This is a genomic window from Domibacillus sp. A3M-37, from assembly GCF_024213455.1.
GTDB lineage: Bacteria > Bacillota > Bacilli > Bacillales > Domibacillaceae > Domibacillus > Domibacillus tundrae.
Genome location: NZ_JANAVL010000012.1, coordinates 24659 through 40326, shown reverse-complemented (window position 1 = coordinate 40326; position 15668 = coordinate 24659). Strand labels below are relative to the sequence as shown.

Sequence of the window (15668 nt, the reverse complement as noted above, 5' to 3'; positions counted from 1 at the left end):
ATGACCACATTATACCACGCATCTTTTGCATATTTATTGTATTTTAACTGTATCATTTGACCTGAATTTTGGAATCTAAACATAGGTTGAACATAATTTACATTTTATCTAAATATAAATCGGTCTATTGGGCAATTGTTGAAAAAGCAAATTACTTTTTTCTCGCTATTGACTTATTTCTATTTATTGTAAGTTTAATTAACATATAGGGATTTAGTTCTGGACTTGAGTCAACTTTTTAAATAGCTGTGAGCTTTGTCCGTCCTGATTATTTCCGTTTATAAATTGATCTATTACATCTATTACCTGCATATATGTAGGTAAAGAAAACGAGTTAAAAAGCATGGCGTCCTGCTACACTGCCTTAGGGCTGACTTCAACCAGTCGGGATCAACAGAGCTTTTCCAGGCAGTTGATCTTAAGCACAGCCTCCTTTAAGGGAAAGATCTGCCCGTTAATGTGTGGTAATGGATAGCAAACAGAGGGTGATAGGTGATAATATGGTCATTTTCATTGAAAAGGCACTACTTTTCATGATTACATTGCGGCTTATTTCAGGAAGCATCGAGATCACAGCTGCGCTGTTAATGTTCAAATTTAATGATTTAGAAAAAGCCTTTTATATTAATAGCCTGCTTGCACTAGTAGGTCCCGTGATTTTAATTATGACAACGGGAATTGGCCTTTACGGGCTGGCGGGAAAAATGCCTTTAACAAAAAGCATTGGTCTTGTATGTGGAATTTTACTTATTCTTTACAGTTTGCGTTCTAAATGAGAAAGTGGACCGATTCAGTGAAATAAATGATTCGGTCCTTTTTGACGTTTTTTAGTTTTTAATTTAAAAATAAAACACCAAATAAAATCAGCATAACAAAAGCGCTTAATGTTGCTATAAAAGACGCTGCAGACACATTGCCTTAATGAAGAATTTGTTTATATGGGGTATTATAATGACCTGCTTTGGATTAATTTTCATCTCCAGGTTTGTAGTTATAAATTCCTTTTCCGTAATCATGTGTATGATCATTATCAATTTCTAAAGCCCCTTCCTGGTTAAAAGTAGCTAGCGTAACAGTATGAATGTTACCTTCGCTGATATTATAAGCTTGAAGTTGTTTATAAAGCCATTTTTCATCTTTTTCAATAAAATTTAAATTGTGTATGATCACTTCTCCATCAATGATTATTGGAATCGATACAAAAGCAGGTTTAGGTGATAGTTGCAGATCAATTGGTTGAAGAGACCGGATGCTAGATTTAGGAATGACGCTCACTTTCCCGGTTTCCTCCATTAAAGCAATTGCTATGTCTGAGGGATTGCTAAAACCCTTAATCCTAAGTTCTCCAAGTAATTCTTCAACTGTCATCTTTATCTGCTTTAGCCCTTGCTCATCAATATCTCCGTTGCGTATTAACACAGTAGGGGTTGAAGTTAAAGTATTTTTAAAAAAATTAATTAATACAAGTTTTGATAATAAAAGGTAGATAATCACGATTGCAAGTGAATATCCACCCGCTAGCCAATTGTTTTTTGAGGCAATCGGCTCCGATATAGCCGTTCCGAGAGTGATTACGAAGATGAGGTCATAGCTATGCATTTGTGCTACTGATTTTTTTCCGGACAACCTTGTTAATGCATAACCTAAGGCTACTACGTATAAAGGTGTCCATATATATTCAATAATTTCCACTTAATCACCCCTTCCCATTCATGCTTGGTCCATGTACCTATCTGCTAGCGGCACCTTAGTTTTCCATTGAAAGATTAAAAACGTATGGAATACTTCCCGTTTCTCAAGTTGACGAGGAAAAGTGCTTGGAACGACAATATTCTTTTCTTCTTTTAACTCTTTTACAGCATCGATCCATTGGTGTTGGTACATCGTATCGCGAGTAATCAACCAGAAAAGCATGTCACGTACACAACGGTCAGTCGTCATGTTATATAGCTGGCAAACCCGCCAACGACTTTGTGATTCTATCTTTAAATTGGTACAATTTCTCCTGACATATAGGAATCAGTAACTTGCTCATGGGTAGCAGCGAGACCTTTGGACATTCATCATTCTTGTGATAATCTTCAGTTTTGACATTCCAAGAAAGTATATAAGAAGATGCTGCATAAATGTTTTATTAAGAAGCAAATATCATATTTTTTCGCCATTTCAGTTACATAAATCCATTTTTAAGGAAATACTATCTTTATGGAGTGGTATAGGCAAATGGAGCAAAAAACATGAGGCGGCATTACGAAGAATGAGAAATTTGCATGGTGGCTCTTTACCTGTCCAATAACCAGATGTGTGACGTTTACCTGCTCCAGAAAGACAAGAATCTTTTCGTTTTTCTGTTCGAGTGCCTTCAAAAAACAGTATTCCTGTTCCCAAAAAAATTATACAAAAAAACCGAGATTTCTCTCGGCCTTTAAAATAGTATTTACCAGCTTGCCTTCTTCACTTCAGGTACCTGTCCTTTATACGCAAGTTCTCTAAAACAAATAAGACAAAGCTTAAATTTATGTAATACAGGGTGAGGACGGCCGCAACAGATTAACGGCTTTTGAGATGTTACCCGAAAAAAGTGACATAACTACGTCTTCAGTGAAGCACGCCGCGTAAGTGTCATCGTCCCTTTTGTTTTTTTAAGCCCCTACTATTTTGTTATACAATTCTTTAAAAGATTTTCTTCCTGTGAAAACTTTATAAGTAATTAACCTTTCTATGAATTTTTGATTTTTTCTTGAAAATATTTTTTTAAACTATACTGTCACATTAGTTTAAAAAGAACCTAATAAAGATTTCCCGAACAGGAAAGTCCACGCAGAGCAAAGCTCTTCTTTCGCCGTAGAAGTATTAATTATACACATAATCATTTTTCTGTTACGTTATCTTATTCTAATTTTCTTAGTATCGGCCCCACCTACGCCAAATACTGTGACAGCCACACGTGCCATCCAACCCATCTTCATTCTATTAGAAAATGTTTACATAATCAACATTATTTGGTCGTCAAATTACGACATATTCTAGCTTTATTCAATGAATGCTTTACCTACAAGGACCTTAAATAGGGCCTTTTTCTTTAACTTTTAAAACAGGATTCTAACCAAAAAGCTAGCCTTGCTATTTCTTTAAACTAAATATCGTCCGTAATATTTTCTTCAGTATACTTTAGAATAGCAGAAGCTGGATGTATTCATCCAACATTCTATAGGTTTAGCCTTCTTTCCATATTGTTTTTCAAATGGTTAAATTTTTCAAATGAATCTTCCGAGTGTTTTATCATTCCACTGATGCACCACATGCTGCTCCCGGTTTAGCACTTTCTGCAAATAAATCATCGTCGTATGAATGTCTTCATGATCCAGTGCCTTCATAATTGAAAATACATCGGCTTTGTTTAGATGTGAAATAATCGCAAAACTGTGCCTGAATACATGAGCTGTAATTTTAATATGGCCAGAGCGGACAAACGGCAAATCAACGCCCTTCAATATTCTTTGCAGATAATGCGCCAGCCCATCCGGCGTAAATGCCCGGCCGGTACTCGTTATAAAAAGCGGTTCGTCACTGCCGTTCGGAAAATGAACGGAGCGAAATCGGGCTTTTCTGTATTGAATGATGCTATCCAGCACTTTTGATTTCAGCGGAATTTCCCGGCGTTTGCTTCCTTTTCCAAGAACTGATAAATAATATTGGCCTGAAATGCTGTCATACCGGACATCGGATATTTTTAGACGGCATAGTTCTTCATTTCGCATTCCAGTGCTCACTAACACATGAATTATAGAAAAAGTGATGTGCTGCTGCCGCTCATGAAAATAGTCCAGCAGTTGAATGACCTCGGCCGGTCCCAGATCGCGGTTCGGACGATCCTCTGACCGGACGGATGCGTTCAAAAGCCCCTCATGGATTGGCTTCTGAATATAGCCGCTTTTATAAAGGAAGGAAAAGAAACTTTTCCAAATGACCGTTTTTCGCTCTAATGTAGCTGGTGAATAGCTTCCCCTTCTTTTGACATGCGGACTTTCTTCTGCTACCCACTTCTGATACCGTCTCAAATGGCGCTTCCCTAAGCTCTTAAACAGTGAGCCATCCACCGTATCCAAATCTAAATGCATCACAGGTCCATTCTCAAGCATCTGTTTGATCATCATTAGCAGTTCTTTTTCATATTCACGAATGGTTCGTTCCGAGCGGTTTGCTTTTTTATTGATATTCGTTTCACGGTACAAATAATAATGAAGCATATCGCGGTCATCAAAATAATAAAAGTCCGGCTTCCCCTCTTTTTCCGCCTGGTCTTTTCGTTCGGACAAATCTGTAATCGTTTCGTCTGGATTTTTCGGAAAAAGCGATCCCCATTCTTCATACTTGATTAAGTCGCTCATCTTTAACTTCCTTTACCTTTGTATTTATTTAGATTAAAATCTACACTCTTATTATAAAGAATAAAAATATAAAATTATACTTATTAAAACATAAAGATTATTTTTAAAATAAATAAAAAAGTAGCTTTTTATCTTAACATCAAAAAATGCTGTATTTGTTGAAATAAGAATAATAATGTATTTTTAAAAATTTTTTAAATTTGTTATTATAAATTATATATATAATTTTTGTTTTTATCACTGTAAAATACTATATTAAGGATAGTGAATTTATTTTAATAAAAAATAAATTATTATCTCACTTCTACAAAATAAACTATTTTAAAGAAAGTATATAGAAAATTCATCTTTAAAGCACTTCTTCCTAACACTAGTAGAAATCCCTACTTGCATTAGGAAGAAAATCCCTTGTGCGATTAACTAATTTTTTCTGTCTACTTGTTTACTTATCTATTTGTGTAATCGTATTTAAACGCCTTTTTATTTTGTTTGAAGAAGCAGGTTTAATTAAAGTACTTATATAATAGAAGAAACTTGGATTTTTATACGCAAAAGCGGCTGATGAAAGGATACGTGAACATGGATATTTTGAATTGCTATACAACAAAAGAAGCGGCTGATTTGCTTGGAAAGTCAGCAGTTACAATTGGTCATTATATACGGACTGGAAAACTGACGCCTGTAGAAGATGTATGGGGCGGCCACCGGGGGAACTTATTTGAAAAAAGTGCGGTAGAAAAATTAAAGGCAGAATTAGCTAATGAAGAGCCAGATGGAATGATGACGGGTGAAGCAGCTGCTTATTTAAAAGTCACAAGAGCTGTATTGCAATCTTATCTTAATGAAAATTTAATTCCTTATGAAAAAAAGATGTGGCGTAATCGGGAAGTCGTCATGATGAAAAAAGTTGATCTGGATCTGTTTCAGGAACAGTATCAGGAACGAGTTTTAGAAGATCGCTTAAAACAGCGGATTTTTTACGATCGTAAAAGGCGGCAGGCTTTTTATCAGCGATTTTCGTCAAATACTATTCAAGAAGCACGTTTAATCCGAAATAGTGAAGGAACATGGCTATTTTTAGTGATCGATACAGGTTTTGAAATTTCGTATGAAGAAGGCATTTACAAGCATGAGTTGAAACCAGATTATGCTCTATCTTTTGGAAAGCGGACGGGGACGCCAGGATATGCAAAACTAACACTTCCTTTAAAACTATCTCTTACTAGACAGTTTCTGGATCTCCTGTATCAGCAATATGATCTTTCAAATGTATATATGGAGTTCAAGCTAGAAGAAAACAGTATTATTCTATATATCAAAGATGCGTTATTTAACTCGGTAGAAAATGCCGAAACAATTGCCCATTTTTTGGAGAGTAAAGTAGAAGAAGGTCACATTGCGGCCAACTCGAAACAAATACGCATCGAGTCTGCAGAGAAAAGTTTATCAATTCATCTGCCGGCTAATATCAAAAAGAAAATTAAGCAGTTAGCGAATGAGCGAGGAACTACGATGCAGGAAATATCAAAAAAAATCATTGTGGATTATTTTAAATAAGTCCGTCCCCACTTTTTATGGTGATAACACCTCTTCATATGCTGCGACATGTTGAGGTGTTACCCATTAATATTCGTACTGTTATTAATATGAAAGTTAATCATTTTATTGGTCCTTAATCAAAAAAGTAGTTTCAAGGTGTAGAAAGAAATTCTTCCAGTGAATCCAATGCTTTTATCTCGTCAGTCCCTTCTGCCATAAGAATGACTTCAGTACCCGGCCCCAGTGCTGCAGCCATGACACCCATAATGCTTTTTGCCGCGATGACTCTTTCATTTCTGATCAATGTAATGTGGCTGCTAAATGTATTGGCTTTTTCAACAAACTGCGCGGCGGGCTTGGATTTAAGCCCGTCTTTTAAAGAAATTTTAACTTTTCTTTCTCTCATAGTCAGCTTACCCTCTTTTCCGTTTTTATTAATTCATCCATTCATATCGCCTTAATGTAATCGCTTACTTAATTTCATTGTACCCAACCTTTATATTTTTTATAATAGTAAAAGTGCCCAAACATTTCGTTTTATATTTGTGCACCTCTTATCATTTCGAAATATTCATAAAAAATCAATATTTTAAAATAAATTTATGTATACAAATAGATATGTATATAAATATACACATCTACTTGTATCTTCGCAATCATAAAGCAAGCCAATGTCATTTATGCTGGTTTGCACTTGTATTCTTTAACTCGTCTGCTTGAATACTCAATCAACCATATCCTCTGTACTCTACAGTCCCAAAAGTGACCAGTGGCTTTCTTGTAACCGTTTTTCTGTCTACACTGCATTTCTCCAATCCAGTATTCCTATGACTTTTTTTAACACTTGACCTTTTATATCTCTCCTATCTTTGATTCTTATTAGGGGAACATAAGTAAATAATCGGACTTTCCAAAGCTGCTCTATCCACTTTCAGCTTTTCTTATCTTTACTGTATTTTTTGCTTTTAAATCTTTATCCATGAAGAAGGTTCTTCTAAAGATCCATACATGCTTATGAACATTATATTTTTAGACGGTTAGTCAACTCAGAATGAGGAGGAATCAATAAGATCTTTCCTTTGCTTTTTCTTGCCTCCATTAGAGCATGGGCTTCGGCTGCATCAGCCAGCTTATAAGTATGGCCAATCATCATTTTTAATGCTGCTCTTCTAAATAGCTATTTATTTTTCTGCAACAGGGCGTACTTTTTCTGGTTGATGCTTTCTCATCGTTCCAAAGCAAAACCCAATACGGCTCTGCAGCTTGCATGAAGATCTTTGGACTGAATAAAGCCGCTATTTCCATATATCCATATACTTTTTCTTGTACTTTTTTTCGTCGACAGTTTCAATTAACTCTATAGCCGTTTGTTTGATTTTCTCATCATCTAAATGATCGTATAAATTTCTCATGTTTTGAATGATATCACAACGAATTAAAGTATAATTTTTTTCATCTGTACCATCTTTAAAACGATCAACCATGTATTCCATAACCAGCTCTTTTTGTTCTGTACCAGCAAGCCCTACTTTCCATATAGACTGTAGGCTATGCCTGGCTGTAACAAACTTTTCATCTTTTGTTACTTCCCACAGCCTAGGAAAATCTTTCATCATTCTCTTTTCTGGATCACTTATAGCTAAATTAGCCAAATATTGTGCAGCTCGAGAGCGTTGATGGTTATCCTTATGAGTTAAATCCTCTAGCAGTTGATCCCAAACTTCGTAAGCCCAATCCACTTTTTGTTCTGTTGCTTCTAAAATATTAAGATATGCTTCATAGCGTTCCTCTTTATTCTTTGATTTTGATTTTTCGAATTCTTTTTTCATTTGACTATCCATTCTCTCTACCACCTTAAATTACTTGAATAACGATCATAACCTACTACTTTTATGAATTGCGCCTGTTGTCCATATTCGATGCTGAAACAATTTTTGATTGACCATACGAAAAATTATCCTTTATAGCTAATTTTCCCTGTCTCAACTAATCCCTTAAGCCCCATAAACATTAAATTCCAGCCGTGTTCAGATCCATCGTGATACTCTCCAAGAGCTTTTTCAATAGCAGCTTTTATCCAATTTTCTTCATGAGGAACGATGATATTTTGTGTAAATGTCATTTCACAGCCTTGGTGAAGTTCTTTTAGCTCAACTGTAATCGTATCTTGTGATTCACTAAACGGCGGCATTTTAAAAGTAAACACTAATTTTTTGGGAGGATCAATTTCCAGGTACTCCCCAATCGCTCGATAATCTTTTCCATCTCGATGGCCAATGATTTCCCAATCACCTCCTATTTGAGGATTATTTCGTATGAGCTTATTTGTCCCTTCCAATGTAAAGAACCATTTTCTCATCATCTCATGCTTTCCACTGTCATGCTTATGGACTGGCTGGCGGAGCGGCACAATGACCCAAAATTGAAAGAAATCGGACAGCTTCTTGCTGTGCTGGGCGGTAAAAAGCAAGGCGGAAAAGTAATTGTTGGAGGAAACAACGGCGATTTAATGGACAAAGCCATTAAATATGTAAAATGCAACTCTATTGATCAATTCTTGAAAGAAGCTGCACCAGTTTTAACAGATGCTCAAAAAATGTGCATTCTAGTAAATATCATTGACTCATCTCTTGCTGATGGAGAAGCTGAAATTGAAGAACAAGAGATGTTCGGTAAGTTCTTGTCTGCTTTCGGTATTTCAGAGGAACGCTTCCTCCCTTCTTTAAAGTGATTGTTTTGAAAAACGATCGTTCAGTTTTCACAGATCAGAACCATGCTAAAAACAAGCCAGGCTTTGAAGTAGAATTATCTATGCCTAAATAAATATTAAGTAAAAAACTTGTCTTTTTAATACAGTTTTTTTACTTTTATACAATTTATTTACTTTTATCCCTTTTATTTTGAGAGGTTTTGCTATACACTTAAAAGAACGTGCATTCCCATAAGTGAAGATCGGAAAGCGGTTAAATATTAAAGTGAAAGATCATCCAGACAGCAGTACATGCCTTAGGATGGGAGCAGTCTCCTACATCCTCCTTAATAATCAATTAACCGAACAGCAAAAATGGCAGGATTTTGCACATGAACTATGCCATTTCCTTCGTCATGCTGGTAATCACAAAGCACTCCCATTCTCTTTTGAAGAGTAGCAAGAAAAAGGTTTTAAAAATTACACGACACGGTAGACGCGACCATTTTAATCAGCCAGCGAATTCCCGTCAAGGTTATTGCAAATCGTTTGGGCAATACACCCAAAATGATTTTGGCTGTTTATAGCCACTCATTTAAAGAGTTAGAAGAAGAATCAGTGCAGTCATTTGGAAGCCTGATGAACATGTAAATGGGGGAGCTTTTTCAAAAAGAGACCCAAACCCTTTATACAGCGGTGTTTTAAAAGATATTGATATTAGAGAAGCGAACATTCACTAGTAAGTAGTAAAATGAAATATCTCCTGAAGCGAATAAACCAAACGTTTCAATGGGGTGGTCTTTTGATAATGTTCTTTATAATCGACCGTATAAACGGCATCCTCATTTTTCCAAATCGTGTGAAAGTAGTTCTCTACCTCGTTGATTAGATTGCTTTCGTTTGAACCCTGAATCCATACATCTGTTTCGAGATTAAAATCATTTAAATTTCGTGATGTATGATTGGCCGATCCGCTAAGAATGACAGATTCCTCTTTACGCTTAATAAATATCATTTTAGGATGAAACTGTTCCGGCTTCTGTGCAAACCAGCGAACGTCAATTTTACCGTCTGAATCTTCTAGTAATTTATCTGTCACTGGCATATTAGGAAGTCCTAATGCCTTTTTCCCGAACAATATTTTGTTTGTATCAAGAACGAGCTTAACCTCCACTCCCCGTTTGGCCGCTTCTGTCAAGCCTTTTACGGTGGTCCGGTCTGCCAGGTAAAACATGGCCATCCAGATTTCGTCTCCTTTTTTTGTTTTGGCAAGTTCATTATGCAGTTGATCCCCTATCTTCCCCTCTGTCAGAAGACGAACATGAAGGTCTCCTTTATTTTTATAGGGTGTGACAAGCTCTGGGAAAATTACTTTACGCCGCGTATCGGCAGCCGCCTTTTCACTTTTTAACATATCGTTTGTAAGGGCGCCTTTCACTTCAAAAGCGACATTTGCGAACCTGGCGCTTGCATCTTGTGGATTAGCAGAGCTGATTAATGTGGTTTGTTCTGTTGTAATGGTTTTACGATGGTTTGCTTTTACATTAAATAATTTTAAATAGGAACGAACGGTCATATCGGGAGCCGTAGAGGAAATGGCATTTGGAAGCCAGCCGTTTTGTCCTTGCCCAAACCAGGCAAATAACATTCGATAAATACCGCTGTAAATAGGTGTTGAATCACGGAGAGGATCCATATTTGTGAGAATAATCTCAATACCGGCTTTTTTCATTTCCTCAAACTCCGGTACATCATGTGAGTTATAGGATGTATTTACCTCATCTGAAATAAAAATAATCGGCATATCTGGATTTGCCGCTTTTTTTTCTAACAGCTTCCCTGCGATTATTTTGGTTATCTCAGGGTATTTCTTCTCTTTTTCATGGTAGGAGTTAAATAAAAAATAATCCATGACAATAAACTGCTCTGCTTCGTCAATGATATCCAGGGTGCGGGCAAAAATTTCTTCTTTAAAGAACTTTTCACCGTTTTTTTCACCGGAAATATTATAGTAAAACTGGACATCTTCATCTAGCACACGGTACTCTTCACTTTCATATGAAATATGCTGAGGCGGCTTTTTATACACATTATAAAGCATGACCAAGACGTAAATAGTTAAAAAAAGAATGGCCAACAACTGCCACTTTTCCCATTTATCGAGTTTTTCTTTCACGGTCCTCACTCTTTCCCATTCAATTTCTTTTTATCCTCCCCTTCCTGAATCAAATACATTCGTTATAACCAGGGCAAGATCGATTTCACCAAATGGAGTAGTAATTACATATGTCCGATTGGGATGGTATCAATGACAACAGCTCTGGCCGCGTTAAAATAAATATTCCTTTTTGCAAGCGAGTGTCATGACGAGAGGAAGGGAGGCCATACTGACAATACACCACATGCTTACTTTGTCTGTACTTTTGTCCGTACGTACACCTCGGCTAATAATTGCTATCTTTTTGATAACTAAGCGTATGGTCTCCTTGCGTATTCTTTTTATGCCACAAGGTGTACATGTTGTAACCTTTTTTGATTAAGGTACAAACCTTATATTTTGCCATCACTTCATGTACATAAATCCATTTCCTTGTGAGAGCCTATTTTAACGTGGAGGTGTATAAAAATGGAGAAAAGAACGTGTGGCGGCAGTACAGATGAAGGGAAACTTGCCTGGTGGCAGCTGTCTCTTATTGGGGTAGGCTGCATTATTGGCACAGGGTTTTTCCTAGGGTCAAGCATCGCAATTAAAATGACAGGTCCTTCAGTCATCCTGGCTTTTTTGATGGCTGCATGTGGAACGTATATTGTACTTGAAGCGCTCGCAAAAATGTCCGCAAAAGATCCGCAAAAAGGGTCCTTTCGCTCCTATGCAAAAAAAGCATATGGACGCTGGGCTGGGTTTAGCAGCGGCTGGGTTTACTGGTGTTCGGAAATGTTAATTATGGGCAGCCAGCTTACGGCTATTTCCCTTTTGTCTAAATTTTGGTTTCCGCATATTCCTTTATGGGTGTTTGCATCGGGTTTTGCTGTTTGTGGTCTCCTTGTTCTCTTTATTGGAACAAAAGCGTTTGGAAAATTAGAAAGTATATTTGCTGTGACAAAAATAGCCGCCATCTTTATGTTTATTGTCATTGCCATTTTAGCGCTGACAGGGGTTATTGATGGCGATGCAAAAGAGGGGCTTCCTCAATCTGTTCATGAATTTTTCCCGAATGGAGGGTTTGGGTTTTGGAGTGCTCTTTTGTTTGCTTTTTACGCTCATGGAGGAATTGAAGTAATGGGCGTCATGGCCATCAACCTTCGCAATAAAGAGGATGCGCCAAAAGCAGGAAAAGTGATGCTTAGTTTGCTGGCACTTATTTATTTTACCGCTCTTTCCTTGGCATTGTTACTCGTTCCATGGACTTCATTCCAGCAGGACAAAAGCCCATTCGTTGTGGCATTAACAAGCTATAATCTCGACTTTTTCCCGCATGTGTTTAACGCGGCGATTATTATTGCCGGTTTCTCAACGATGTCTGCTTCCCTTTTTTCAGTTACCACGATACTCCTGACGCTGTCCGAAGAAGGGGATGCGCCTGCCATATTCAGCAAGCAAACAAAAAAGAAGTTAAAAGTACCTTTGCCTGCTGTAGCTTTAACCTCCGTTGGGCTTATACTTTCTATCGTTACATCCTTGTTACTGCCTAATAAAGTGTACGAATATATAACAACGGCTGCTGGTTTAATGCTGCTGTATAATTGGTTTTTTATTTTAACGATGTATCACAGATTAATCGAACCCTCTGCCGGGGACAAAATAAAAAGGGTGATCGGAATGATTCTTGTCTTCTCGGCTGTCAGTGGCACACTCTTTCACGAAACAAGCCGGCCTGGATTTTTTATCAGTTTAGGATTCGTCACAGTCATCGGCTCCATTGTCGTATTATTGCGTAAAAGATGGAAAGAAGAAGGGGGCACCGAAAGCACTGCTTAAGCAATTTAAAATAGCGCCTGATAAGCTTGAATGCCAAAATATATCCCGAATCCAATCATAGATAAGGAAGAAAGAATGGAAATGATTCTCAAAAACGTGATGGATAAAAATCTGCGGGCTCCACTGGATATAAAGGCCATTGTTAAATCCCATAAAAGAATGCCCGACACAATGGCCATACTGTGAATAATGATTTGACTTCCTGCAAAGGTTTCGGATGTTTCCACAAGGACGGAACCATATATTCCTAGCCAGAAAAGAATCGTTAGCGGGTTCAATAGTGACATGAAGAAACCAGATAATAATGATCGTTTAAGACGGATATTTTTACCGAACCTCAAATCCATTTCAATTTTATGGAGTGTAAGCAAATTTTCTACACCTGTATACGTAAGAACAAAACATCCAAACGACCAGAGGAGCGTTTTCATAAAAGGCGAATCAATAAATTGCCCAACCCCGAAATAAACCATGATCATATACAGAACGTCGGCTGCTAAAGCACCAAGACCAAAAATCCAGGCATGAAAAAACCCGTTTTTAATTCCCGTATCTAATTGTGCAGCATTAACAGGGCCTATTGGCGCAGCTAAAGATACGCCTAAAAATACATAGGTAAAGATTGAATTCATGAAATATCCCTCCGTACAAACGATGTTTTTGCATCATATTCAAAAGATGCGGCTTGTACGATTATTTAAAGGAGAAATTCTAATGAATAAACAAATCATACTTCCCCTTTTTTTACTGACAAGTGTTCTTTTAATAGCAGCATGTCAGTTATACGAGGGGAAAATAGCTGTAGAAGCAAATGAAAAACGGACTGAAAAAGCACCGATCCAAAATCTTACAAATTCAAAAAAGGGCGTTATGTTAACTGTGGAAAAGGAACTGTACAGCACATCAGAGACTGAGATCACGTTTATGATCATAAATGAAAGCGATTTTGAACTTACATATGCCGAACCTTTTGCCATTGAAAAAAATATCAATGGCACTTGGTATTCTGTTCCCTTTCAAATAAATACGTTTGAATCCAAAAGCTATTTACTCCGCCCTCATGAATCATCTGCACAGACCGTTACACTCGATCCTTATTTAGAAAGTGACCTCCCACCGGGCAAATATCGGCTCGTAAAATTTTTTGGCGAACTCCTTGATTCTGAACCAACCGCTGAAAAAAAACTCATACTCTCTGTTCCTTTTAAAGTAAAGAAATGACATCATGTTCACTCTATAAAAAAAGCGATCTTCTTATGGAAGAATCGCATTCATTTTATAAAAATAGTTCTAGTGCACACGTTACATATACAACCCTGCCAAAAAAATACTGAGCGCTTCTTGATAGATTTCATCAAATTGTGTGATTGGAAGCGGATTTGTACCCTGGCCAAGCTCAATGGTAAAGCCAGGACGCCGCCACTCCTGGATAAACCAGTCTTTGTATCCGGCATAGCTTTCTATTGTATGGACAGGCTCATAGCCGCTGACCCGGCCGAATTCTCTGACGAGGGTTTCGGATTCTAGAGGCTCCGAGTTTGCAAATCCCCAGTAAATCTCTTTTCCCTGTGTATGAAAAGCGAGCACTCTTGAAAAGTCCCGCCTTCTTGTCAGCTCTGCCATAGCAATCGCTTCCGGCTCGGTTAATGGCCGTTCCCCTCCATAATCCCGCGGACCCGGCTCTTTCGGATTGTTCTCTCTCTCTTCTTCCCATTTCGCTGGAAACTGATCATTCAGATCGACGCCTTGAATATTGGCTTTCCATCCAGAAAAGTCCTCATTTCCATTATTTAACTCCACCACTCTGCTTCTCCACGGTTCACTGGCAGGTGGGCCGTTCACTACAAGATTTACACCATCCGGATTCACCATCGGCACAATGGATAAAAAACTTTCTTGATACAAACGGTAGGTTGAAAGGCCCCGGATCGGATTTTGGTTGGTCAATGATAAGACATAGTCATTTAAAAACGTCATGATCACTGGTGTCGTTATCCATTCATTGGCATGAAATGAACCATTAGAATGAACTCGTTTCATCCCATTTCCAATCGTGACTTCAGGTATTTCCTTATCAAGCACAGAACGGCCGATCGAAGGCACACGTAAAAATGGATATACGGTTCGTAATTGCCTAATATCCGTCATCATTTGGCCATAATCGTACGGCCGCTTGCCCTGGACAATTCGCCAGGTAACCCGTGACGGTACACTAATCGTTTGCCCGACCTGCAATTGATCAGGGACCAATCCAGGGTTTGCCAGGACGATTGTATCAATTGGGATCATGTAGTTTTGAGAAAGACTCCATAACGAGTCGCCACCCTTTATTCGATAATTTCGGGTAACAAAACCTGGAATTCGCACTCTTTGTCCAACTGTCAGTCGATCCGATTGAAGTTCCCGGTTGGAATCTCTAATAAGCTGAAGATGAATGGTAAACAATTGGCTGTAGTACCATAATGAATCACCCGGCCTTACAAAAATATCCATATGGCTCCCCCTCATCGTTCTTCTTCCTAAAGTGTATGTGAATTTTCCGGCTATTATATATAAAAAAAGAGAGGGAATAACTTCTCCCCCTCTCTTTTCCAATCGTCTATTTACCCTTCCATGGATTCATCAAACGCAGCAAATACCTTGTCAAATTCCTCGCCGCTTTCGATAATGGATAATTGCTCGTCACCTTCAATTCTAAAAAAGAAGACATCGATCTCTTTTTCCGGCTCTTCTTGAGTTTCTTCTACAGACCCGACAGCAGCGTATTCTGTTCCATCGAGATTTAACGTGCCCAGCACTTCAAATTCTTTCTCCTGATCGTTCTCATCCATCAACGTTAGAATGTCACCAGCTACAATTTTTTCCATATTACCTTTCCTCCCATGTTCTTCTAAAATAATTGCGTCAAAATATTATACCCACTCACTTATCTTTTAAAAGAAAGACAAATTTTTATCACAAAAATTATCAGATTCAGTATGTACTGACGTCTAGATCTTTAATTGCGCATGGGGAACGACAGGTTAGTCTTGCCGCGCTGATCCTGGGACGAAAGTAAATATCATCAAGC

Annotated in this window: 17 protein-coding genes and 3 pseudogenes; 7 read left to right on the top strand and 13 right to left on the bottom strand. The window is 37.8% G+C overall.

All coding sequences use genetic code 11. The features are described 5' to 3' along the window. Positions 1 to 500 precede the first annotated feature (500 nt). Positions 501 to 776, top strand: a complete 276-nt coding sequence (locus NLX67_RS16180) for a YqhV family protein (RefSeq protein ID WP_254312555.1) — start codon at positions 501 to 503, stop codon at positions 774 to 776. 190 nt (positions 777 to 966) lie between these two features. Here NLX67_RS16180 and NLX67_RS16175 read toward each other — a convergent pair whose 3' ends face one another. The 5 genes and pseudogenes from NLX67_RS16175 to NLX67_RS16160 form a co-directional block, all read right to left on the bottom strand. After that, positions 967 to 1692, bottom strand: a complete 726-nt coding sequence (locus NLX67_RS16175; protein WP_254312554.1) for a DUF421 domain-containing protein — start codon at positions 1690 to 1692, stop codon at positions 967 to 969. A gap of 18 nt (positions 1693 to 1710) precedes the next feature. After that, complete coding sequence (locus tag NLX67_RS16170; protein ID WP_375143399.1) at positions 1711 to 1983, bottom strand: manganese catalase family protein; 273 nt, start codon at positions 1981 to 1983, stop codon at positions 1711 to 1713. 2 nt (positions 1984 to 1985) lie between these two features. Next, on the bottom strand, positions 1986 to 2060 hold the full coding sequence (locus tag NLX67_RS23255) for a DUF4025 domain-containing protein (protein WP_375143398.1): 75 nt from the start codon (positions 2058 to 2060) through the stop codon (positions 1986 to 1988). Between the two features lie 377 nt (positions 2061 to 2437). Next, positions 2438 to 2545: pseudogene (gene rpsN, locus NLX67_RS16165) on the bottom strand (type Z 30S ribosomal protein S14); the annotation flags it as partial. Between the two features lie 712 nt (positions 2546 to 3257). Beyond that, positions 3258 to 4391 carry a tyrosine-type recombinase/integrase gene (locus NLX67_RS16160; protein WP_254312552.1) on the bottom strand — a complete coding sequence of 378 codons (1134 nt, stop codon included), beginning with the start codon at positions 4389 to 4391 and terminating at the stop codon, positions 3258 to 3260. Between the two features lie 579 nt (positions 4392 to 4970). On the opposite strand from NLX67_RS16160, the gene NLX67_RS16155 reads away from it, so the two are divergent. Beyond that, a complete protein-coding gene (locus NLX67_RS16155) occupies positions 4971 to 5948 on the top strand; it encodes a helix-turn-helix domain-containing protein (RefSeq protein WP_254312551.1) in 978 nt (325 codons plus the stop codon). A 133-nt stretch (positions 5949 to 6081) separates the two neighbouring features. Here the strand turns inward: NLX67_RS16155 and NLX67_RS16150 are convergent, their stop codons facing one another. The 4 genes and pseudogenes from NLX67_RS16150 to NLX67_RS16135 all read right to left on the bottom strand — a co-directional run bounded on the left by NLX67_RS16150 (position 6082) and on the right by NLX67_RS16135 (position 8292). Continuing rightward, the gene (locus tag NLX67_RS16150) at positions 6082 to 6336 is read right to left on the bottom strand and encodes an HPr family phosphocarrier protein (protein ID WP_254312550.1); all 255 of its coding nucleotides are present in this window, start codon (positions 6334 to 6336) and stop codon (positions 6082 to 6084) included. Between the two features lie 615 nt (positions 6337 to 6951). Next, positions 6952 to 7089: pseudogene (locus NLX67_RS16145) on the bottom strand (zinc-binding dehydrogenase); the annotation flags it as partial. A 136-nt stretch (positions 7090 to 7225) separates the two neighbouring features. Next, a complete protein-coding gene (locus tag NLX67_RS16140) occupies positions 7226 to 7771 on the bottom strand; it encodes a hypothetical protein (RefSeq protein ID WP_254312548.1) in 546 nt (181 codons plus the stop codon). A 113-nt stretch (positions 7772 to 7884) separates the two neighbouring features. Beyond that, entirely contained in the window at positions 7885 to 8292 is a 408-nt protein-coding gene (locus NLX67_RS16135; RefSeq protein ID WP_254312547.1) for an SRPBCC family protein, read from the bottom strand. 18 nt (positions 8293 to 8310) lie between these two features. Between NLX67_RS16135 and NLX67_RS16130 the strand changes: the two genes are divergently transcribed. From NLX67_RS16130 to NLX67_RS23250, 3 genes and pseudogenes are all read left to right on the top strand, one after another. Continuing rightward, the gene (locus NLX67_RS16130; protein WP_254312546.1) at positions 8311 to 8661 is read left to right on the top strand and encodes a hypothetical protein; all 351 of its coding nucleotides are present in this window, start codon (positions 8311 to 8313) and stop codon (positions 8659 to 8661) included. 280 nt (positions 8662 to 8941) lie between these two features. Next, entirely contained in the window at positions 8942 to 9079 is a 138-nt protein-coding gene (locus NLX67_RS16125; protein WP_254312597.1) for an ImmA/IrrE family metallo-endopeptidase, read from the top strand. A 38-nt stretch (positions 9080 to 9117) separates the two neighbouring features. Beyond that, positions 9118 to 9270: pseudogene (locus tag NLX67_RS23250) on the top strand (site-specific integrase); the annotation flags it as partial. Positions 9271 to 9355: 85 nt separating this feature from the next. Here NLX67_RS23250 and NLX67_RS23085 read toward each other — a convergent pair. Beyond that, positions 9356 to 10795, bottom strand: a complete 1440-nt coding sequence (locus NLX67_RS23085; RefSeq protein ID WP_254312545.1) for a phospholipase D-like domain-containing protein — start codon at positions 10793 to 10795, stop codon at positions 9356 to 9358. Positions 10796 to 11245: 450 nt separating this feature from the next. Here NLX67_RS23085 and NLX67_RS16110 point away from each other — a divergent pair, with 450 nt between their 5' ends. Continuing rightward, on the top strand, positions 11246 to 12598 hold the full coding sequence (locus NLX67_RS16110) for an amino acid permease (protein ID WP_254312544.1): 1353 nt from the start codon (positions 11246 to 11248) through the stop codon (positions 12596 to 12598). Between the two features lie 5 nt (positions 12599 to 12603). Here NLX67_RS16110 and NLX67_RS16105 read toward each other — a convergent pair whose 3' ends face one another. Continuing rightward, positions 12604 to 13230 (bottom strand): LysE family transporter, encoded by a 627-nt coding sequence (locus NLX67_RS16105; RefSeq protein ID WP_254312543.1) that lies wholly within the window; start codon positions 13228 to 13230, stop codon positions 12604 to 12606. Between the two features lie 82 nt (positions 13231 to 13312). Between NLX67_RS16105 and NLX67_RS16100 the strand changes: the two genes are divergently transcribed. Next, a complete protein-coding gene (locus NLX67_RS16100; RefSeq protein ID WP_254312542.1) occupies positions 13313 to 13819 on the top strand; it encodes an immunoglobulin-like domain-containing protein in 507 nt (168 codons plus the stop codon). Positions 13820 to 13900: 81 nt separating this feature from the next. Here NLX67_RS16100 and NLX67_RS16095 read toward each other — a convergent pair whose 3' ends face one another. Together NLX67_RS16095 and NLX67_RS16090 are read right to left on the bottom strand one after the other, a co-directional pair. Then, a complete protein-coding gene (locus tag NLX67_RS16095; protein ID WP_254312541.1) occupies positions 13901 to 15091 on the bottom strand; it encodes a M14 family metallopeptidase in 1191 nt (396 codons plus the stop codon). A gap of 110 nt (positions 15092 to 15201) precedes the next feature. Beyond that, positions 15202 to 15465: a DUF1292 domain-containing protein gene (locus NLX67_RS16090; protein ID WP_254312540.1), complete on the bottom strand. Its 264-nt coding sequence runs from the start codon at positions 15463 to 15465 to the stop codon at positions 15202 to 15204. Positions 15466 to 15668: the final 203 nt, after the last annotated feature.